This window comes from Pseudomonas sp. BIGb0278 (assembly GCF_024809895.1).
In the GTDB taxonomy this organism is placed as follows: Bacteria; Pseudomonadota; Gammaproteobacteria; order Pseudomonadales; family Pseudomonadaceae; genus Aquipseudomonas; species Aquipseudomonas shirazensis.
The window spans coordinates 592,191-612,592 of the sequence record NZ_JANUEL010000001.1 but is presented as its reverse complement, the minus strand read 5'-3'; the positions used below and the strand labels follow the sequence as shown (position 1 = coordinate 612,592).

Annotated in this window: 5 protein-coding genes (1 of these 5 only partly in view); 1 reads left to right on the top strand and 4 read right to left on the bottom strand. The window is 65.3% G+C overall.

The genetic code is table 11. From position 1 onward, the window contains the following. Positions 1-145 precede the first annotated feature (145 nt). Positions 146-790 (top strand): helix-turn-helix transcriptional regulator, encoded by a 645-nt coding sequence (locus M2396_RS02590; RefSeq protein ID WP_188036285.1) that lies wholly within the window; start codon positions 146-148, stop codon positions 788-790. 63 nt (positions 791-853) lie between these two features. Here the strand turns inward: M2396_RS02590 and M2396_RS02585 are convergent, their stop codons facing one another. The 4 genes from M2396_RS02585 to M2396_RS02570 all read right to left on the bottom strand — a co-directional run. Then, complete coding sequence (locus M2396_RS02585; RefSeq protein ID WP_409035072.1) at positions 854-2,857, bottom strand: MacB family efflux pump subunit; 2,004 nt, start codon at positions 2,855-2,857, stop codon at positions 854-856. A 2-nt stretch (positions 2,858-2,859) separates the two neighbouring features. Further along, complete coding sequence (gene macA, locus M2396_RS02580) at positions 2,860-4,017, bottom strand: macrolide transporter subunit MacA (protein WP_150569944.1); 1,158 nt, start codon at positions 4,015-4,017, stop codon at positions 2,860-2,862. A 62-nt stretch (positions 4,018-4,079) separates the two neighbouring features. Further along, the gene (locus M2396_RS02575) at positions 4,080-15,404 is read right to left on the bottom strand and encodes a non-ribosomal peptide synthetase (RefSeq protein WP_259072884.1); all 11,325 of its coding nucleotides are present in this window, start codon (positions 15,402-15,404) and stop codon (positions 4,080-4,082) included. Next, positions 15,401-20,402: the final stretch of a non-ribosomal peptide synthase/polyketide synthase gene (locus tag M2396_RS02570; protein WP_259072883.1), read on the bottom strand. It continues 17,330 nt past the right edge of the window; only the last 5,002 of its 22,332 coding nucleotides appear in the window; the start codon falls outside the window, past its right edge; its stop codon occupies positions 15,401-15,403. Before M2396_RS02570 ends, M2396_RS02575 begins: the two co-directional genes overlap by 4 nt.

Here is a 20,402-nt window from a genome sequence, read left to right as displayed (position 1 = left end):
GTGGCCATTATTGTGCCACTATCTTCACTTCATTTAACCGTCATTCAATCGTTGTACTAGGATAGCCACCACCTCCCGAATGCAGCCCAGGATGCGGGCCAACAGCCAGACGGGAATCGAACCACCGGACCTCATGGACGACACGATGAATTCGCACCTGCTCTATCCACAAATCGGCAGAGTCATTGCCAGCACCGGCAGCCGTCAGTTCCCGCGCATGCTGCATGACCTGATCCAGGCCCACCTGACCATCGATGCCACGCATATACGCCTGCTGCCCTTGGCCCCGTCCGACCCGGACCCCAACGCGCCCGTGATCAACGAGACTGTGTTTTCCCCGGACGAGCAGCCCGGCAGGGCCTTCAGCGACCCTTCACGCCAGCACCTGATTCGCCGCAAAGGCGACGCACGCTACGAAATCAATGTGCTGCGCGCTGACTCCACCTACGGCTTCTCGGCCTTTGAACGCAACCGCCTGGACGACATCTCGCCACTGCTGCTGCCGATGCTGGAAAAGCACATCGATGCCCTGCAACCCGCACCCGAGCGCGCTACCCAGGAAACCCTCGAACAACGCTTTCTCGACCGCCTGGCGCAAACGGGGCTGAACCTGTCTCAACGGGAACGCCACGTGTGCCTTGGCCTGCTGGCCGGGTATACCGCCCCGGAGCAGGCCGAGCGGCTTGGGTTGAAGGTGAATACGGTCGAAAGCTATTTACGCCGCGCAGCGATCAAACTGGGCATCAGCGGTAGGCATTCTTTGATGCGCTGGATGTACACGGCGGTTTGATTTCGCCCTCGCTGTACCGGCTTCTTCGCGGGCAAGCACGCGAAGAAGCCGGTACAGGACACCTCAATCCCGTGCCAACGCCTCGATCGGGTCAAGCCGGGCCGCATTGCGCGCGGGCACGAACCCGAACACCACCCCAATCAACGTCGAACAGGCAAATGCCATCACGATCGATGCCGGTGAGAACACCATCTCCCACTGTTTGACGAACAATTCGAACAGGTAGCCGATCCCGTACGACAAGCCGATGCCTACCAGCCCGCCAAACAGGCAGACCATCACCGCCTCCACCAGAAACTGCTGGCGTATGTCCGATTGCCGTGCCCCCACCGCCATGCGAATGCCGATCTCGCGGGTGCGCTCGGTCACCGAGACCAGCATGATATTCATCACCCCGATGCCGCCCACCACCAGCGAGATGACCGCAATCAGCGACAGCAACAGGGTCAGCGACCGGCTGGTCTTTTGCACGGTCTGCATGATGCTGTCGAGGTTATTGGTGAAAAAGTCCTTGGTGCCATGGCGTTGCAGCATCAACTTGGTCACCTCCGCCTCGACCCGCTTGCTCGGCACCCCGTCCTTGATACGCACGCTGATACTGTCCAGGTGGCGTTGGCCAAGCACGCGGCCAGCAGCCGTCTCGTAAGGCACCCAGATATTCAGCTGGTTACTGGCGACGAACAGGTTCTTGTTCTCGGCGGTGACGCCGATCACCGTGCACGGCAGATTCCCCACCAGAATAACCTGCCCCAGCGGGTCAACGGTGGGGCCGAACAGGCGCTTGCGGGTGTTGTGATCGATCACCACCACCTGGGCCTGGCGCCGAGCGTCCTCGGCACTGAACACGATACCGGCGGCCAGAGGGATGTTGCGCACCTGGAAATAGTGTTCGCTGACGCCATTGAGCTGCACGTCGACATCCAGGTTGCGGTAGCGCACCAAGGTGCTCTGGCCAATCACCGGCGTGGCGCTGTCGACGTAGTAGAGTGCGTTGAGCGCGGTGGCGTCAGCCGGCACCAGGGTTTGGATGGTATTGGCCCGGCTGTCGCCGAAGTTGCTACCCGAATAGATATCGATGGTATTGCTGCCAATCGCCTGAATGTCCTTGAGCACGTAGCCCTTGGCCCCTTCACCAATGGCCGAGATAGACACCACTGAGGTGATGCCGATGACGATCCCGAGCATGGTCAACAAGGTGCGCATGCGGTGCGAGATCAGTGCGATCCAGGCCATCTTGAAGGCCTCACGAAACATCCCCAGGCTGGCGATCAGACGCCGTGCAGGCGGGGCGGTCGCTGCCGGCTCGGCTACCGCGGTGGGCATGGCTGCGGTGCCCGTGCTACGGTCGCTGACGATCTGCCCATCGCTGACCTCGATGACCCGCTCGGCATGCGCAGCAACCTTGGGGTCGTGAGTCACCAGGATCACCGTGTGCCCCGCTGCGTGCAGTTCCAGCAGGATGTTCATCACCTCTTTGCCACTGGCTGTGTCCAGCGCACCGGTCGGCTCATCGGCAAGGATCACCTGGCCACCGTTCATCAGCGCCCGACAGATACTCACCCGCTGCTGCTGGCCGCCGGACAACTGGCTGGGGCGGTGCTGCAAATGCCCGGCAAGGCCAAGGCGGGTGAGCAGCTCGCGTGCCCGGTGGTGACGCTGCCCATGTGGGGTGCCGGCATACACCGCAGGAATCTCGACGTTGTGCAGGGCATCCAGGTGCGGCAGCAGGTGGTAGCGCTGAAAGATGAAGCCAAAATGGTCGCGACGCAGCGCCGCCAGGGCATCGTCATCCAGCGTGCGCGTCTCTTGCCCGCTGACCTCGTAGCTGCCGCTGCTGGCGTTGTCCAGGCAGCCGAGGATATTCATCAGGGTCGACTTGCCGGAACCGGAGGCGCCGATGATCGCCACCAGCTCGCCACTGTGGATCTGCAGGTCGATACCCTTGAGCGCCAGGAACTCGCGGTCGCCGGCGAGAAAACTGCGGCTGACACCCTGTAGACGTAACAACGGCTCGCCGTTGCCGCAGGCAACGGCCCTGTGCGCACTCAGCTCGACATTCATATTCATGCTCACGCCCCTGCTTCGCCAGACACCGGTTCGCCGATCACCACACGGTCACCTTCGGCCAGGCCATCCTTGATCTGCACTTTGACGTTGTTGTTGATCCCTGCCTGCACGTTGCGCACGTGGGCGAAGCCCGTGGCATCGAGCACTCGCACCGGGAAGCTGCCGTCGCCATTGCGCGCGCCCAAGGCTGCCACTGGCACAGTGAGTACGCCTTCGGCCGTGTCGAGCACAATGTGCACTTGGGCGGTCATCGAAATGCGCAGGCGGTGCTCGGGGTTCGCTACCTCGAACAGCGCGTTGTAGAACACCGCGCCATTGGGCTTGGAGGCACTGCCATCGCTGTTGTCGGTGCTTTGCGCATAGTTCTGCGGGGCAGGTTCGGTGCCGCGCAGCTTGGCGTAGTAACGCTTGTCCTCACCGAGGATGGTGAAATACACCGGTTGGCCTGGGCTGATGTGGATCACATCGGCCTCTGACACCTGGGCCTTCACAGTCATGGTGTCGAGGTCGGCCAGCTTGAGCAGCACCGGCGCCAACTGGTTGGCGATCACGGTCTGCCCTTCTTGCGTGACGATGCCCACCACATGGCCGTTGATCGGTGCATTGATACGGGTGTAGCCCAGGTTGACCTTGGCCGTGTCGATTTCGACCCGGGCACTCTGGATCTGCGCATCCAGAGAACGCACGGCGGCCTGCTGCACTTCGTACTCCGACTCGGCGTTCTCGAAGTCCTGCCGCGACACCGACTCGTCGACCTGCAGTTCACGATAGCGCTCATAGACCCGCTTGGCCTGCTTCAGCTGGGCCAGGCTCGAGCGGCGCTCGGCCTGCAACTTATCCTCGTCGACCTCAGCCTGGCGCAAGGTATTGCGCAGCACCAGCGGGTCGATTTCGGCCAGCCACTGGCCCTCGCTGACCTTGTCACCCAGCTTGACCTTCAACGAGCGCAACTGGCCCGACACCTGGGCACCGACATCCACCTGCTTGACGCCCTGCAACGTGCCAGTGGCCAACACGGCGTTCTCGATGTCGCCACGTTCGACCGTGGCGGTAATGTACTGCGGCGGCTTGGCCGGGGCCTGGACGGCATACAAGGTGATGCCGGCGACCAGGGCCGCGGCGATGCCGAGGCTGAATTTGCGCAATCTGGACTTTTCCATGAACACTCACTATTTCTCGGGTTTCGCTTCACCCGGCCCCCGCGGGGCCGGGAGGCCCATCTTTAAGGGGTAACCTTGCCGTGGTGCAGCGCCTGCCCGTCGTGCCACCAAGCCGCCAGGCTGAACACATCCGGCACCTTGAGGATGCTGAAGTGGTCGCCAGGCCCCTGCCACAGCGCAAGTCTGGGCATCAGCCGCTGCCAACCGGCCTGCATGGCGGCATGCTCGCGGGCGTTGCCCAAGGCATCCAGGCCCGGGTCATCGACCAGAACCAGGCCGGCCGGCCCGTGGTAGGTCAACGTTGGCCGGTAGGCCGTGCGCAACGCCGTAGCAAAAGTGCGGACGGTGCCGTCCAGTGCACCTGGCTGCGACCGTGCCGGCAGCAGTCCGACCCGCACCATGGCCGCGTGCAGCTGGCTCAACTGCTGGTCATCGCTGGCCGCGGCAAAGGCGCCTGGGTCAATACCCAGGGCTTTGCCAGTGGACAGCTGCAACGCCTCGATCAGCCGCTGCAACGCTTCGCCCAGGGTGTAGGGCCGACCACAGGTGCCGCCCTCACCCGGCGCTTCGCTGTCGATCAGTGTCAATGAACGCACCTGCCGGCCCTTGGCCTCGAACCTGGCAGCCATGGCATGCGCCACCCAGCCGCCAAACGAATGGCCGACCAGGTTCAGCGGCCCTTGCGGATAAAGCGCCTCGATGGCCTGCACATGGCAATCGGCAGCGGCCTCTACCGAGGTGTGCGGCACCGAACAGCCGTCCAGCCCCCGTGCCTGCAGGCCATACAGCGGCCAGTCCGGGCCCAGGGCCTCGGCCAGGCCAATGAAGCTGGTGACGCTGTCGCCAGCCCCCGGCACGCAGAACAACGGTGCATGGCCATGCTGACCGGTCTGGATCGCCACCAATGGCTGATAAGCCGCTGCCTTGGTGCTGTTCGTGCCAGCCACGGCACCCAGTAGCTGGCCAAGCGCCTGACCGAGCGTGGCCACGTGGGGCGCCTGCATCATGCTGCGGTGGTCCCCCGGCACGCTCTGGATGACCAGGGCCTGGGACGGCAGCGTCTCGCCCCAGCCCAGGGTCGACTTGCTGTCACTGCCCTGATCGGCGCGCAGCAGGTGCACCGGCACGCTCAACGGTGAAGGGCGGTAATGCGCCAGCGCATGGCCGTGCGCCAGTTCACGGCTGAAGTAGTGCAGCAGTTGCGCGTCGCTCATGCTCGCCCACAGCCCATAGAGCAACTGGTACTCGCGGCAGCTGGCGAGCAGCGTGGCAAAATCGGCCTGAGCGGCCTCCAGTTGCTGCAAGCGTGCCAGCTTGTCGGCGCCTGCCGGGCCTTGCGTGCGCCAGAACGTGCTGCAGTTCAACAGCAACTGGCGCTCAAGTGCACGTGGCCCCTGCCAGCGCGCCTTGCCCTGATCGGCCAGGCGCGGCACATAGGTGTCGATCAAGCCGAGGAATTCGACCTCCTCGTCCACACCCAGCAATTGGTTAGCCATCTCGAAGGCCAATACGCCACCGAACGACCAGCCTGCAAGGCGATAAGGCCCCTGCGGCTGTACCTTGCGCATCTGCTCGATCTGATAGCGGGCCAGGCACTCGAGGGTCTGTGGCTGCGGTTGATCGGCCGGGATGCCTGGCAGCCCATAGAGGGCGAAATCACCGGGCAGGTGCTGGCCCAGCACCGGGAAGTAGAAATCCAGCCCGGTGAATTCGTGAACCAGGAACAGCGGCGTCTGGCTGCCCCCTGCACGCACCCGGATCACCCCGCGGTGCGCGGCGTCAGGGTCGCCGAGTGTGGCCGCCAGCAACGCCACGCTGGGGTGCTGGAACACATCGTTGATGGCCACCTGCAGGCCCGCCTTGGTCATCTTGTCGACCAGCCGTATTGCCGCCAGAGAATGGCCGCCGAGCTCGAAGAAGTTATCGTGCCGCCCTACCCGCTCCACGCCCAGCAGCTCGGCCCAGATCGTTGCCAACAGGGTTTCGGTTTCGCCTTGTGGGGCTTGGTACACGCGGTTGTGCAGGGCCTCGGTGTCCGGTAATGGCAAAGCCTTGCGGTCGAGCTTGCCGTTGGGGCTCAGCGGCAGTGCCTGCAGGTGGACGAACAACGCCGGCACCATGAAGGTCGGCAGGCGCCCGAGCAATGCCGAGCGCAGCGCCTCCAGCGGGAACGACTCGCCCGTGTAGTAAGCGAGCAACTGCTGTTCGTGAGCGATAACCACCGCCTCCTTGACGCCCTCTATCCGCGTCAGGCAGGCCTGGATTTCGCCCAGTTCGATACGCAAGCCGTGGATTTTGACCTGGTCGTCGTTGCGGCCCAGGTACTCGATGTTGCCATCGGCCAGGTGCCGCGCCAGGTCGCCGGTACGGTACAGGCGTGCACCTGGGCGGCTGCTGAACGGGTCGTCGAGGAAGCGTTCAGCGGTCAGTTCGGCGCGGTTCAGGTAGCCACGGGCGACTTGCACGCCGCCGATGAACAGCTCGCCGGTCACGCCTTGCGGGACCGGCTGGCCCAGCGGATCGAGTACATACAGCGTGGTGTTGGCGATGGGTTTGCCGATGGGGGTGTTGTCCGGTGCCGTCACGCAGTGCCAGGCACTGACGTCTACCGCCGCTTCGGTCGGGCCGTACAGGTTGTGCAACTCGACCGTCGGCAGTTGCGTGTGGAAGCGTCGCACCAGGCTGCCCGGCAAGGCTTCGCCACTGCACAGAACACGCTTGAGACCATCAGCCGATAATTGGCCGTGCGCCAGGAACACATCCAGCATTGAGGGCACGAAGTGCAAGGTCGTGACATTTTCGCTGCGGATCACCTGACGCAAGTACTCCGGATCGCGGTGGCCGCCGGGGCGCGCCATGACCAGGCGAGCGCCGGTTTGCAGCGGCCACAGGAACTCCCATACCGACACGTCGAAGCTGAACGGGGTCTTCTGCAAGACCACGTCGTCTGCGCCGAGGTTGTAGGCCTCCTGCATCCACAGCAGGCGGTTGACCACGCCGGCGTGCTCGTTCATCACGCCCTTCGGCAAACCGGTGGAACCTGAGGTGTAGATCACGTAGGCCAGGTGACGCGGGGTCAAGCCGGAGACAACCGGGTTGCTGGACGGCTGGGCGTTCCAGGTCGGCTGATCCAGGTCGATAACCTGGGCCGAATCCGGTACGTGCCGCGTAGCGCTATGCACCAACACCGCAACAGGCGCGCTGTCGCTGAGCATATGCCGCACGCGCTCAGCTGGGTAATCCGGGTCAACCGGCACATACGCGCCGCCAGCCTTGAGGATGGCCAGCAGGCCAACCACCATCGACAGCCCACGCTCAACGCAGATCGCCACCCGATCGTCAGGTTTGACCCCCAGATCGATCAGGTGATGCGCCAGCCGGTTGGCCTGCTCATTCAGCGCGCGATAGCTCAACTCGCCTTCTTCGGCCTTGACCGCGACCGCATCCGGCGTACGCAGCACCTGCGCCTCGATCATCCCGTGCAGGGTCTGCTCGAGGTCATAATCCACCGCCGTATCGTTGAAGCCCTGCAGCAATCGCTTGCGCTCATCGGCATCCGGCAACCCGACATGGCCCGGAATAGCCTGATCGCTCTCCACGAAGGCCCACAGCAGTTGTTCGAAATACCCCGCATAACGCGCGATGGTCGCCCGCTCGAAAAGGGCGGTGGCAAACACGATACCGCCGGCAAAACCTTCGGCGCGCTCACCCATGCTCAGGCTCAGGTCGAACTTGGCAATGCACGCGGCCCCACTCACTGCGCTCAGCGACAGGTCGGCCAATTGCAACGCCTGCCGCTCCGGGCTGGCGTCCCAGTCCAGAGTGGCCTGGTACAGCGGCGTATGCGCAAGGCTACGGCGCGGACGCAGCAACTCGACCACCTGTTCGAACGGCAAGTCCTGATGCGCCTGCCCGCCCAGCACCACGGCTTTTACCCGGGCCAGCAGCGTGGCCACATCCGGCGCCCCCGAGGTGTCCACGCGCAACGCCATGGCATTGACGAACATGCCAACCAGGCCATCCACTTCGGCCTGTCTGCGGTTGGCTACGGGCGAGCCGATCACCACTTCATCCTGGCCGGCAAGTCGGCTCAACAACACCGACCAGGCAGCCATGAACAGCATGTACGGGGTGACGCCATGGCGCCGGCACACGGCTTTGAGCTCGGCACTCAGGCGCGGGGCCAGGCTCAGCGCCACGCTATCACCGGCATACTGCTGACGCTCCGGCCGTGGGTAATCCCACGGCAAGCTGAGCAGCGCCGGTGCCCCGTCCAACTGGCCAAGCCAGTAATCGGCCTGCTGGCGCAGCGCATCGCCGCTGAGCCAGCGCCGCTGCCACAGGGCATAGTCAATGTACTGCACGGGCAAGGCCGGCAAGGGGTCGTCGCCACCGCAGCTGAAGGCTTGGTACAACTCGCCTAGCTCGCGTACCAAGACGCCCAGCGACCAACCGTCAGCCACCAGGTGATGCAAGGTCAGCAGTAGCAGGTGGTGGTCATCGGCCAGTTGCAGCAGACGCCCACGCACCGGCAGCTCGCGGCCAAGCGCGAAGGGTTGGCTCGCCTCCTGGCGGATCAACGCCGCAATAGCGGCTTCATCCAGGCCCTGGCAAAGGTCCCGGCCAAACTGGAAGGCTTCGCTGCCGGTTGCCAGCACCACCTGCGGCTCACCTTCCTGTTCGACAAAATGGCTGCGCAAGCTTTCATGGCGCTCGACCAGGCGTCTTAAAGCACGCTCCAGTGCCGCACTGTCCAAACGGCCCTCCAGGCGCAGGGCCAGGGGAATGTGGTAGGCCGCGCTGGCTTCCTCCATCTGCGCCAGAAACCACAGTCGCTGCTGGGCGAAGGAAAGCGGCAAAGTACCGTCTCGCGGGCCCGGCTGGATGGCCGGCAAGGTATCGCCGTCACGCGTAAGGCATGCGGCCACCGCTGCCAGGCTGTCATCGGCAAACAGGTCGTTCAAGCCCAGCTCCAGCCCCAGGCGTTGGCGAACCTGGGCCAGCATGCGCATTGCCAGCAGTGAATGGCCGCCCAATTCGAAGAAGCGGTCGTGACGCCCGACGCGTTCCAGCTCCAGCAGTTCGCTCCACAACGTGGCCAGCGCCTGCTCACGTTCGCCTTCCGGTGCTTCGTACGCTGTCATCGCCAGGTCCTGGGGCGCCGGCGCCGGCAAGGCTTGGCGATCAACCTTGCCATTGTTGTTCAGCGGCATTCGCACCAATGCGACAAACGCGGTAGGCACCATGTAATCCGGCAAGCGCCCACGCAGGAAGGCACGCAGGTCAGCGGCCTGCAATGAGGCCTCGAGCCGGGTAAACCAGGCCACCAGCCGCAGTGGCCCCTGCTCGTTCGGCACAGCCATCACCACAACTTCACCGACACCCGGTGCCAGTGCCAACTGCTGCTCGATCTCGCCCAGTTCGATCCGATAACCGCGAATCTTGACCTGGTCGTCATTGCGCCCCAGGCACTCTAGCTGGCCGTCGGCCTGCCAGCGCACCAGGTCGCCGCTGCGGTACAGCCGGGCGCCCGGCTGCGGGCTGAACGGGTCATCGATAAACCGCTGCGCCGTCAGTTCTGGGTGGTTCAGGTAACCGAGGGCCACGCCGTCGCCGCCGATGTACAGTTCACCGACCACGCCTTGCGGCACGGGCTGTTGCCAGGCGTCCAGCACATACAGCTGGGTATTGCCGATAGGCCGGCCAATCGGCACTTGGGCTGCATCGGGCGCCAGCTCACGCACGTGGCAGGTGGCCGCGAGCGTGGTGGTTTCAGTAGGCCCGTAGGCATTGATCAGGCGCAGCGCAGGTGCCTTGTGCAGCAGCGTGCGGAAGGCTGCGGGTTCGGCACGCTCACCGCCGCTGATCAGCACGCGAAGCGCCGCCAGGGCCTCGGGGATCAACTGCACGTACTGGTTGAACAACGCCGTGGTCAGGAACAGAACGGTAATGCCCTGCTCCGCCAGCGCCTTCGCGAAAAGCGCCGGGTCGACCAGCGTGCGGTGGTCGATCAGCCGCAACTGCCCGCCATTGAGCAACGCACCCCACACCTCCAGGGTGCTGGCATCGAACGCCGGGTTGGAGGCGAAAGCGATGCGGTCGCTGGCCAGCAACCCGGCATACCGCTCGTTCAGCACCAGACTCGCAACACCCCGGTGCGCCACGCACACGCCCTTGGGTTTGCCTGTGGTGCCAGAGGTGTACATCACATAGGCCGCGCGGCCAGCGTCCTGGGCCAACCCAGGGTTGTGGCCAGGCTGGTCATCGAGGACCAGTTGATCGAGGTCGACCCGCCGCACTGCATACTCAACCGCTGTGCCAGCAAGCGTCAGCAGCGCGGCGGCCTGGCAATCCTCGACCATGAAGGCCTGGCGCTCGGTCGGGGCATGAATGTCGAGCGGCACACAGACCGCGCCACACTTGAGCACGGCCAGTTGCGCCACCAGCAGGTGCAGGGTGCGCGGCAGCAGCATGGCCACATAGGCACCCGGTGCCACGCCTGCGCCCATCAGGTAATGGGCCAGACGGTTGGCGCGGTGGTTCAGTTCGCCATAGCACAGTGCCTGGTCGCCCTGCACTGCAGCTACCGCCAAGGGATGGCGCGCCACGCGCTGCTCGAACAACTGCTCCACCGTCGAGTCACGGGGGTAATCGCGCTGCGTGGCATTGAAACGGTGCAGCAGGGTCTGGCGCTCGCTGTCGCCCAGCAACGGCACTTGTGCCAACGGCTGTTGATCATCGCCGACCATGGCCCAGAGCAGGGTCTCGAAGTAGCCCACATAGCGCCGCACAGTCGCCTCGTCGAACAGCGAGGTGGCGTAGTCCAGGCTGCCGGCCAGCGTGTCGCCAAATTCGCCGAGGTTCAGCGTCAGGTCGAACTTGGCGACCTGGCCGGCCTGAACCACGGCCTCCAACTGCAGGCCCGGCAGTTGCAACGCGCCACCTTCGATCGCCTGCCAATTGAGCGTCGCCTGGAACAAAGGCGTATGGCCGAGGCTGCGCACTGGGCGGACGATTTCCACCACCTGTTCGAACGGCAGGTCCTGGTGCGCCTGTGCCTCCAGCACGCGCGTACGCACCTGCTCCAGCAGCGCTTGCGCCGTCGGTGCGGCAGCCGTGTCGATGCGCACCGCCAGGGTATTGACGAACAAGCCCAGCAGCGGCTCCAGCTCGGCACGGCCGCGGCCCGCCACAGGGCACCCGATGACGATTTCGCCCTGGCCGGACAGCCGCGTCAACACAGCGGCCCAGGCGCTGAGCACGGCCATGTACAGGGTTACCCCGTGGCGCTGGGCCAGGCTGCGCAGGCCAGCCGCCAGGCGTGGCTGCAACTGCAGGGGCAGGCTTGCACCGGCAAAGTCCTGGCGTTCGGGGCGTGGGCGATCACTGGGCAGCTTGAGCAGGCTGGGCGCGCCGTCCAGGACCTGGCGCCAGTAATCGGCCTGGCGCTGCAACTGGGCGCCGGCCAACCAGCGGCGCTGCCATACGGCATAGTCACCGTACTGGATGTCCAAGGCCGGCAGCGGATCGTCCTGGCCCTGGCAGCAGGCCGTATACAGCGCGCTCAGTTCACGGGTCAGCACGCCCAGTGACCAGCCGTCGGCAACGATGTGGTGCACGATCAGGGCCAGCACATGATGTTCTGCGCCTAGACGCAGCAAACGCGCTCGCAACAGCGGTCCGTGGGCCAGATCGAAAGGCGCACGGGCCGCTTCATCCAAACGGGCGGGCAGCGCGTCGACGCTCAGCTCTTCACGCTGGAACCAATCGGCACCCGCCGTGGCGGCCAGCACCACCTCGGCACCGTCATCGCGGGGTACGAAGCGGCTGCGCAAGGTCTCATGGCGCTCGATGATGGCGAGCAAGGCTGCTTCCAGCGCATCGGCATCCAGTGCCCCGCGCAGGCCCAGGGCCAGCGGCACATTATAGGCCTGGTTACCGCCTTCCATCTGCGCCAGGAACCACAGCCGTTGTTGGGCGAACGACATCGGCAGCGGCGCATCGCGCGGCACCGGGCGTATCGCTGGCAACTCACTGCGCCCGGCATGGGCCAATACCTCGGCCACGGCGGCGAGCTCGGGGTTGGCGAACAGGTCGCCCAGGCTCAGTTCGACACCCAGGCGCAGGCGCACCTGGGAGACCATGCGCATCGCCAGCAGGGAATGCCCACCCAGGCTGAAGAAATGGTCGCGCCGGCCGACCCGCTCAACCTGCAGCAGCTCGGCCCATAGCGTTGCCAGCGCATGCTCCAACGCGCCTTCGGGAGCCTCGTAGCCCAGCTCGAACTGCGCAGAGCGTTCTGGCCGTGGTAATGCGCGGCGGTCGAGTTTGCCGTTTGCGGTCAGCGGCAACGCCGGCAGCTGCACATACGCTACCGGCACCATGTATTCCGGCAGGTGCGCCTGTAATTGGCTGCGCAGGCCTTCTGGGGGGAGCGGCTCGACGCCTGCCAGGGCGGTGAAGTAAGCCACCAGACGCGGCTGGCCGGGCTGGTCCTCGCGGGCCAGGACAACAGCTTCATCGATGCCGACCAGTGCGTTCAGCCGGCTTTCGATCTCGCCCAGTTCGATGCGCACGCCGCGGATCTTGACCTGGTCGTCGTTGCGCCCCAGAAAGTCCAGAGTGCCATCTGCCAGCCAGCGCACCAGGTCACCGGTGCGGTACATCCGCCCACGGGCGACGAAGGGGTCGTCAAGAAAGCGTTCGGCGGTGAGCGCCGGACGGTTCAGGTAGCCTCGGGCAACCCCGGCGCCACCAATGTACAACTCGCCTGGTACACCCAGCGCGACAGGCTGCAGGTGTGGGTCGAGTACGTACAGGCGGGCGTTATCGACCGGCCGACCGATGTGCAGCGCCGCACCCGCTTCCAGCACGCCGGAACTCGCTACCACCGTGGTTTCGGTCGGGCCGTAGTTGTTGACCACGGCAAAGCGCTGGGTCCGGTTGAACTGGCGCAGGCGGTCACCGCCGATCAACAGGGTGCGCAGGGTCGGGTGTTCGAGTTGATGGTTGAAGGCGTACTCGGCCACCGGCGTCGGCAAGAAGCTCACGTCCAGGGGCTGTGCCTGCCACCAGGCAAGCATGGCATTCAGGTCATCGTTGCCCTCCGACGCTGGCGCCAGGTGCAACGTGGCCCCGGCGCACAACGCCGGCCAGACTTCCCAGGCCATGGCGTCGAAACCAAAACCGGCCAGGCTCGAAGTGTGCCGGCCATGGCACAGGTCGAACGTGCGGCAGTGCCAATCGACCAGGTTGTTGACGGTCTGGTGCTCGACCATCACGCCCTTGGGCTCGCCGGTGGAACCGGAGGTGTAGATCACATAGGCCAGGTGGTTCGCACTCAGCCCCGGCACGAACGGGTCGCTATCGCACACAGGCCAGTCCGGCTGGTCGAGCAGCACCACCGGCACCGCGACAGGCCCCATGCGCTCACGCAGGGCCTGTTGCGTCAGCACCACTACCGGGCGGCTGTCGTTCAACAGGTACTGCACGCGCTCATCCGGGTGGGCGGGGTCCACCGGTACGTAACCGGCGCCGGCCTTGAGCACCGCCAACAAGCCAACCAGCGTTTGCAGGCTACGCCGCGCCACCACCGCCACGCGGTCGTCAGGCCGCACCCCCAGGTTGATCAGGTGCTGGGCCAGGGCATTGGCCTGGCGGTTGAGCTCGGCGTAGCTCAAGCTCGCGCCGTCACTGGTGGCGGCGATAGTGTCAGGGTGCAGTTCGGCGCGTTGGGCAATGCGCTGGTGCAGGGTCAGTTGCCGCTCATAGGGGGCCGGATAATCGTTGAACACTTGCAGCAGTTCGTCGCGCTCGCTGTCGGGGAGCATGGCCAGCGCCATGACCGATGACTGCGGCGCCTGCAGCAGGCTTTCGAGAGTCTGTTGCAGGTAGGCGCAAACGCGCTGCGCCGGCACTTCAGCGCTGGCCAGCAGGGTCAGGCGAAACGCTTCGCCCAAGTCGTCGACGCTGAGCGTCAAGGGATAGTTGGTAGCCTCGGCAGACTCGACGATGTCAATGCCGGCCAGGGCTGCGCGGCGTGGCTGGGTGCTGTCCACTGCGCTGTGGCGGTAATTGAGCAAGGCATTGAACAGCGGCGCCGGCGCCGACACACCGCTGCAACGCTGGGCCAGGGCCAGTGGCGCGTGTTCATGGCGCATCAATGCGCTCAGCCGTTGGTGGGTGGCGCGGATCGCCGTCGGCAAGTCAACGCTGCTCAAGTCCACGCGGACCGGCAGGGTGTTGATGAAAATTCCCAGCGCCCGGTCGGTGGCTTCGGCGCCCTGCAAGCGCCCCATCAGCACTGTGCCGAACACCACCTGCTCGCGCCCCGTCAGCCCGCCCAGCACGCGCCCCCAGGCCAGGTGGAACAGGCTGGCGACACTCACCCCCAGGCTACGCGCCTGGCTGCGTAGCTGCTGGCACAGCGCTAGTGGCAGGTCGAGCGCGTGCTCGTTGTGCACCTCGCCCACGCCTTGCACATCCTGGATGCCGTAGGCCAGGGTCGACGCGTCGATACCCTCCAGCATGTCGCGGAAAAACGCCTCGTGTTCGGCCTCGCTGATACCCAGCACGGCTTGTGCCACATAATTGCGAAACGGCACCGGGGTGCCCAGCCGATCACCCTCACCGGCCAGAAACGCGATCAGCTCGTGACGCACCACCTCCAGGGCACTGTGGTCCATGGCGATATGGTGGAACTGCAGGGTGGCGGTCAGTGCGCCATCGGCCTGCTCGGCCTCACGCAGCAGGCGGATCAGCGGTGCCTGGGTCAGGTCGAGCCTGCCGCGCGTGGGGTCGTTGTCGGGTAGCGTCGCCACCTGCAGTTCGGCGCGGCGCCAGACCACCTGCACCGGCGTTTCCAGCCCTTCCCAGTGCACCGAGGTGCGCAGGATGTCATGGCGTGCAATCACGCCGCGCAGTGCATCGGCAAACGCCTGCAAGCGGGCCTCGCTGGCAAACACGAAACGCGCCTGCATTACGTAGGGGTCGCTGTCGGTGGCACTGGCATGGTGGAACAGCATGCCCTGCTGCAGCGGCGCCAGGGGGTAGATGTCTTGCACGTTTGCCGCACCGCCAGGGATGCAGGCGACGATGCGGTCAAGGGTGCTCTGGTCGAGGTCGATCAGGTTGAGGTGCTGCGGCGTAATGCGGGTGCAGCCTGGCTCGATGAGGTTGGGCGGCACTTGTACCGCGCCCTGTTTCACGGCCACGTACTCGCCGCGCTCGATCATAGCCACCAGCGTCGGCTTGTGTTCACGCAGTTGCGCCACCAACGCGGGGTCGCTCAGGGCCTGGCGGTTGCCCTGGACGGCCAATTGGCCGTCCTTCAGCGCCAGTTGCACGTTTTTGGCCGTCAGTGTTGCCAGTAATTGGTTGATGCTCACAGGACGATCTCCATTCTGTCTGTGATGGCTGCGTAGCCCGCCAAGGTCGGTTGGTCGAACAGGGCGCGCACGTCGGCTTCCAGGCCTTGCTCACGCAGGCGGGAGGTCAGGGTCACCGCCAGCAGCGAATGGCCGCCCAGTTCGAAGAAGTTGTCATGCCGCCCTACCCGCTCCACGCCCAGCAGCTCGGCCCAGATCGCGGCCAGCAGGGTTTCGGTTTCGCCTTGTGGGGCTTCGTACACACGGTTTTGCAGGGCGTCGGTATCCGCGAGTGGCAAAGCCTTGCGGTCGAGTTTGCCGTTGGGGCTCAGCGGCAGTGCCTCCAGATGCAGGAACAGCGCGGGCACCATGAACTCCGGCAGGTGGGCCAGCAATGCCGTGCGCAGAACGTCTGCGGCCTGTTGCTCACCGGTGTAATACGCCAGCAGACGTTGATCGCGGGCGACAACAACTGCCTCCTTCACGCCGTCGATGGCCGTCAGGCCGGCCTGGATTTCACCCAGCTCGATGCGTAGGCCACGCAGCTTGACCTGGTCATCGTTGCGGCCCAGGTATTCGATGTTGCCATCGGCCAGGTGCCGCGCCAGGTCGCCGGTACGGTACAGGCGTGCACCTGGGCGGCTGCTGAACGGGTCGTCGAGGAAGCGTTCAGCAGTGAGTTCGGCGCGGTTCAGGTAGCCACGGGCGACTTGCACGCCGCCGATGAACAGCTCGCCGGTCACGCCTTGCGGGACCGGCTGGCCCAGCGGATCGAGTACATACAGCGTGGTGTTGGCGATCGGTTTGCCGATTGGCGTGTTGTCCGGTGCCGTCACGCAGTGCCAGGCACTGACGTCTACCGCCGCTTCGGTCGGGCCGTACAAGTTATGCAACTCGACCGTCGGCAGTTGCGTGTGGAAGCGTCGCACCAGGCTGCCCGGCAAGGCTTCGCCACTGCACAGAACGCGCCTCAACGACGCCGCCGAAGCGTCACCGTGCGCCAGGAACACATCCAGCATCGAGGGCACGAAGTGCAACGTCGTGACGTCTTCGCTGCGGATCACCTGGCGCAAGTACTCCGGATCGCGATGGCCGCCGGAACGCGCCATGACCAGGCGAGCGCCGGTTTGCAGCGGCCAGAGGAACTCCCATACCGACACGTCGAAGCTGAACGGGGTCTTCTGCAAGACCACGTCGTCAGCACCGAGGTTGTAGGCGTCCTGCATCCACAGCAGGCGGTTGACCACCCCGGCGTGCTCGTTCATCACGCCCTTCGGCAAGCCGGTGGAACCTGAGGTGTAGATCACGTAGGCCAGGTGACGCGGGGTCAAACCGGAGACAACCGGGTTGCTGGACGGCTGGGCGTTCCAGGTCGGCTGATCCAGGTCGATGACCTGGGCCGAATCCGGTACGTGCCGCGTAGCGCTATGCACCAACACTGCAACAGGCGCGCTGTCGCTGAGCATATGCCGCACGCGCTCAGCTGGGTAATCCGGGTCAACCGGCACATAGGCGCCGCCAGCCTTGAGGATGGCCAGCAGGCCAACCACCATCGACAGCCCACGCTCAACGCAGATCGCCACCCGATCGTCAGGTTTGACCCCCAGATCGATCAGGTGATGCGCCAGTCGGTTGGCCTGCTCATTCAGCGCGCGATAGCTCAACTCCCCTTCTTCGGCCTTGACCGCGACCGCATCCGGCGTACGCAATACCTGCGCCTCGACCATCCCGTGCAGGGTCTGCTCGAGGTCATAATCCACCGCCGTATCGTTGAAGCCCAGCAGCACCCGCTCACGCTCCTGCGCTTCAAGCACCGGCAAGCGCTGCAGCGGCAGTTCCGGGGTCTGTTCCAGCGCCTCGACCATGGCCTGCAACACCTGGTTCATCTGCCCACAGATACGCGCCGCGCCTACGTCGGCGGGGGTCATTGCAACCAGACGGAAGCCCTCCCCAAGGTCGTCGACGTTCAACCCCAGCGGGTAGTTGCTGCGCTCCTGGCTTTCCAGGTTGTCGATACCTTGCGTTGCCTGCCGCTGGCTATCAGTGACCTGCGTGCTGTGCCGATAGTTGAGCATCGCGCTGAACAACGGCAAGGGCGCAGCCACGCCACTGCAACGCTGAGCCAAGGCCAGCGAAGCATGCTCGTGGGCCAGCAAGGCACTGAGGCGCTGATGCACGGCCCGTGCCCCTTCGCGCAGGCTCACTTCGCCCAGATCGACCCGCAGCGGCAAGGTGTTGATGAACATGCCCAGCGCCCGCTCGGCGCCTTCACCGCCTTGAAGGCGGCCCAACAGCACGGTGCCGAACACCACGCTGTCCTGGCCACTGGCGGCCGCCAGCAGGCGCGCCCAGGCCAGGTGGAACAGGCTGGCGACGCTGATACCCAATTGCCGGCCTTGCTGGCGCAGGCGTTGTGCCAGGTCATCACGTAGCCACAGCTGAGCCTCCTCGATGTCACGCCCGTCACCCTGCACATCGCTTAGACCGAACGGCAGCGTCGGCTCGTCGATGTCCGCCAGTTGCTCGCGGAAGAACGCTTCATGCTCGGCCTGACTGATACCCAGTCGCGCCTGGGCCACGTAGTTGCGATACGGCACCGGTGCCAGCGCCGGCTCGGCCGCACCCTGCAGGTAACCGATCAGCTCCTCGCCGACCACTTCCATGGCGGTGTGGTCGAGCACGATGTGGTGGAACTGCAAGATGGTTTCGATGCGTGCCGTACCCGGCTGCTGCGTGTACAGCAGGCGAATCAGCGGTGCCTTGCTCAGGTCAAGCATTGCCTCGCCGTCGCTATCACGCTTCATGACCAGCAGCGGCGCCTGCCGCCAGACCACCTGCACTGGCTGCGGCAAGCCTTCCCAGAGCACCGCTGTGCGCAGTACGTCGTGGCGGGCGATGACCTTGTCCAACGCTGCCGCAAAGTTGTCCAAGTGTTCGCGGCTGGCGAACCCGAAGCGCGACTGCAGCACATAAGGGTCGTGCCCCTGCGCGCTGAGGTGGTGGTAGAGGATCCCTTCCTGCAAGGGTGCCAACGGATAGATGTCCTGCACATTGCGGGCACCGCCAGGTATCTGGGCAATGATACGGTCGATGGCCGCCTGCTCCAGGGCCACCAGCGGCAGCATGCCGGGGGTGATATGCGAGCAACCGGCAGGGATCAGGTTGTCCGGCACCTGCACCTGATGCGCCTGGCCCAGGGTCGTCGCCAGTGCCGCCACCGTCGGCTGGCCAAACAGCGTGCGCACATCCACCTGCACACCATCGCGGCGCAAGCGCGCGGTCAGGTTCACCGCCAGCAACGAATGGCCACCCAACTCGAAGAAGTTATCGTGCCGGCCCACCCGCTCGACGCCCAGCATGTCGGCCCACACCGCGACCAAGGCCATTTCCACTTCGCCCTGCGGCGCGACATACGCCTGGCCTGCAAGCAGCGCCGGATCCGGCTCGGGCAACGCCTTGCGGTCCAGCTTGCCATGGCTGGTCAACGGCAGTGCTGGCAGGCAGGTGAACGCCAACGGCACCAGGTGGGCGGGCAGGCTTGCCTGCAAGGCCTGGCGCAGTGAGTCCACTGCCACCGGTGAGGTTTCAGTGAACCAGGCCAGCAGCCGCTCGCCACGCACCAGCACAACTGCATCAGCGATACCAGGCTGGGCGGCGAGTACGCTTTCGATCTCGCCAAGCTCCACCCGTACGCCGCGGATCTTCACCTGATCGTCGTTACGGCCCAGGTAATCCAGGGTGCCGTCAGGGTTCCAGCGCACCAGGTCACCGGTGCGGTACAGCCGCGCGTGGCGTTGGGCGTTGAACGGATCGGCAATGAAGCGCTCCTCGGTCAGTTCCGGGCGCTTGAAGTAGCCGCGGGCCACCCCGGCGCCGCCAATGTACAACTCACCTACGGCGCCCACCGGTACCGGCTGGCGGCCCTGGTCGAGCACATACACCTGGGTGTTGGCCAGAGGCTTGCCGATGTGCAGCGCGCCCCCAGCTACCAGTTGCCCAGACGTGGCCACCACGGTCGCTTCGGTCGGGCCATAGTTGTTGACCAAAGCAAAACCTGGGTCGCGCTCGAACTGGCGCAGGCGATCGCCGCCGACCAGCAGCGTGCGCAGGGTCGGGTGCTGACGCTCGCGGCGCAGCGCTTGCTCGGCCACTGGCGTGGGCAGGAAGCTGACAGCCAATGGCTGCTCCAGCCACCAGTCGAGCAGTTCGTCGACGTGCTCACCGGCGATGCGTGCAGGTGGCACATGCAGCACTGCCCCCGCGCACAGCGCCGGCCAGACCTCCCAGGCCACCGCATCGAAGCCGAAACCGGCCACCGTGCTGGTATGGCTGCCGGCGTTCAAGGCAAACGCCTCACAGTGCCAGTGCACCAGGTTGGCCAGGGTCGCATGCTCGACCATCACCCCTTTCGGCTGGCCGGTGGAACCGGAGGTGTAGATCACATACGCCAGTTGGCGATCATCCAGGCCTGCCACGCAGGGATTGCTGTCGGGCGCGTCTTGCCAGGCATCGCGGTGCAGCTCGACCCGCAGGGTGTCCCCCACCAGGGCCAGAGTCGTCGCATCGACCAGCACCAACGCCGGCGCGCTGTCTTCCAGCAGGTAGGCGATGCGCTCGCCAGGGTATGCCGGGTCAATCGGCACATAGGCCGCGCCGGCCTTGAGGACGGCCAGCAGGCCGACCAGGCGCTCCAGGCTGCGCGGTAAGCACAATGCCACCCGGTCGCCGACCTTCACCCCGCGACTGATCAGGTAATGCGCCAGGCGGTTGGCGCGGCAGTTCAGCTCGCCGTAGCTCAGTGTCTGGCCATCCTGCACCAGCGCTGTCGCTTGCGGCGCGCGGGCCGCCTGGGCCTCGACCAGGGCGTGCACGGTCTGCCCTTTCGGGTAGTCGCGTGCGCTGGTATTGAAGGTTTCCAGCACTTGCTGGCGTGCTAGCGGGTCCAGGATCGACAGCGCCTCGACCGGCTTGAATGCTGACTGATTCAGCGCCTGCAGCAGCTCGACCAGGGACTGGTTC

Bases quoted from the DNA above. Each gene is read 5' to 3' on its own strand.
- M2396_RS02590 (WP_188036285.1), top strand. From the start codon at position 146: ATGAATTCGCACCTGCTCTATCCACAAATCGGCAGAGTCATTGCCAGC.
- M2396_RS02585 (WP_409035072.1), bottom strand. From the start codon at position 2,857: ATGAATATGAATGTCGAGCTGAGTGCGCACAGGGCCGTTGCCTGCGGC.
- macA (WP_150569944.1), bottom strand. From the start codon at position 4,017: ATGGAAAAGTCCAGATTGCGCAAATTCAGCCTCGGCATCGCCGCGGCC.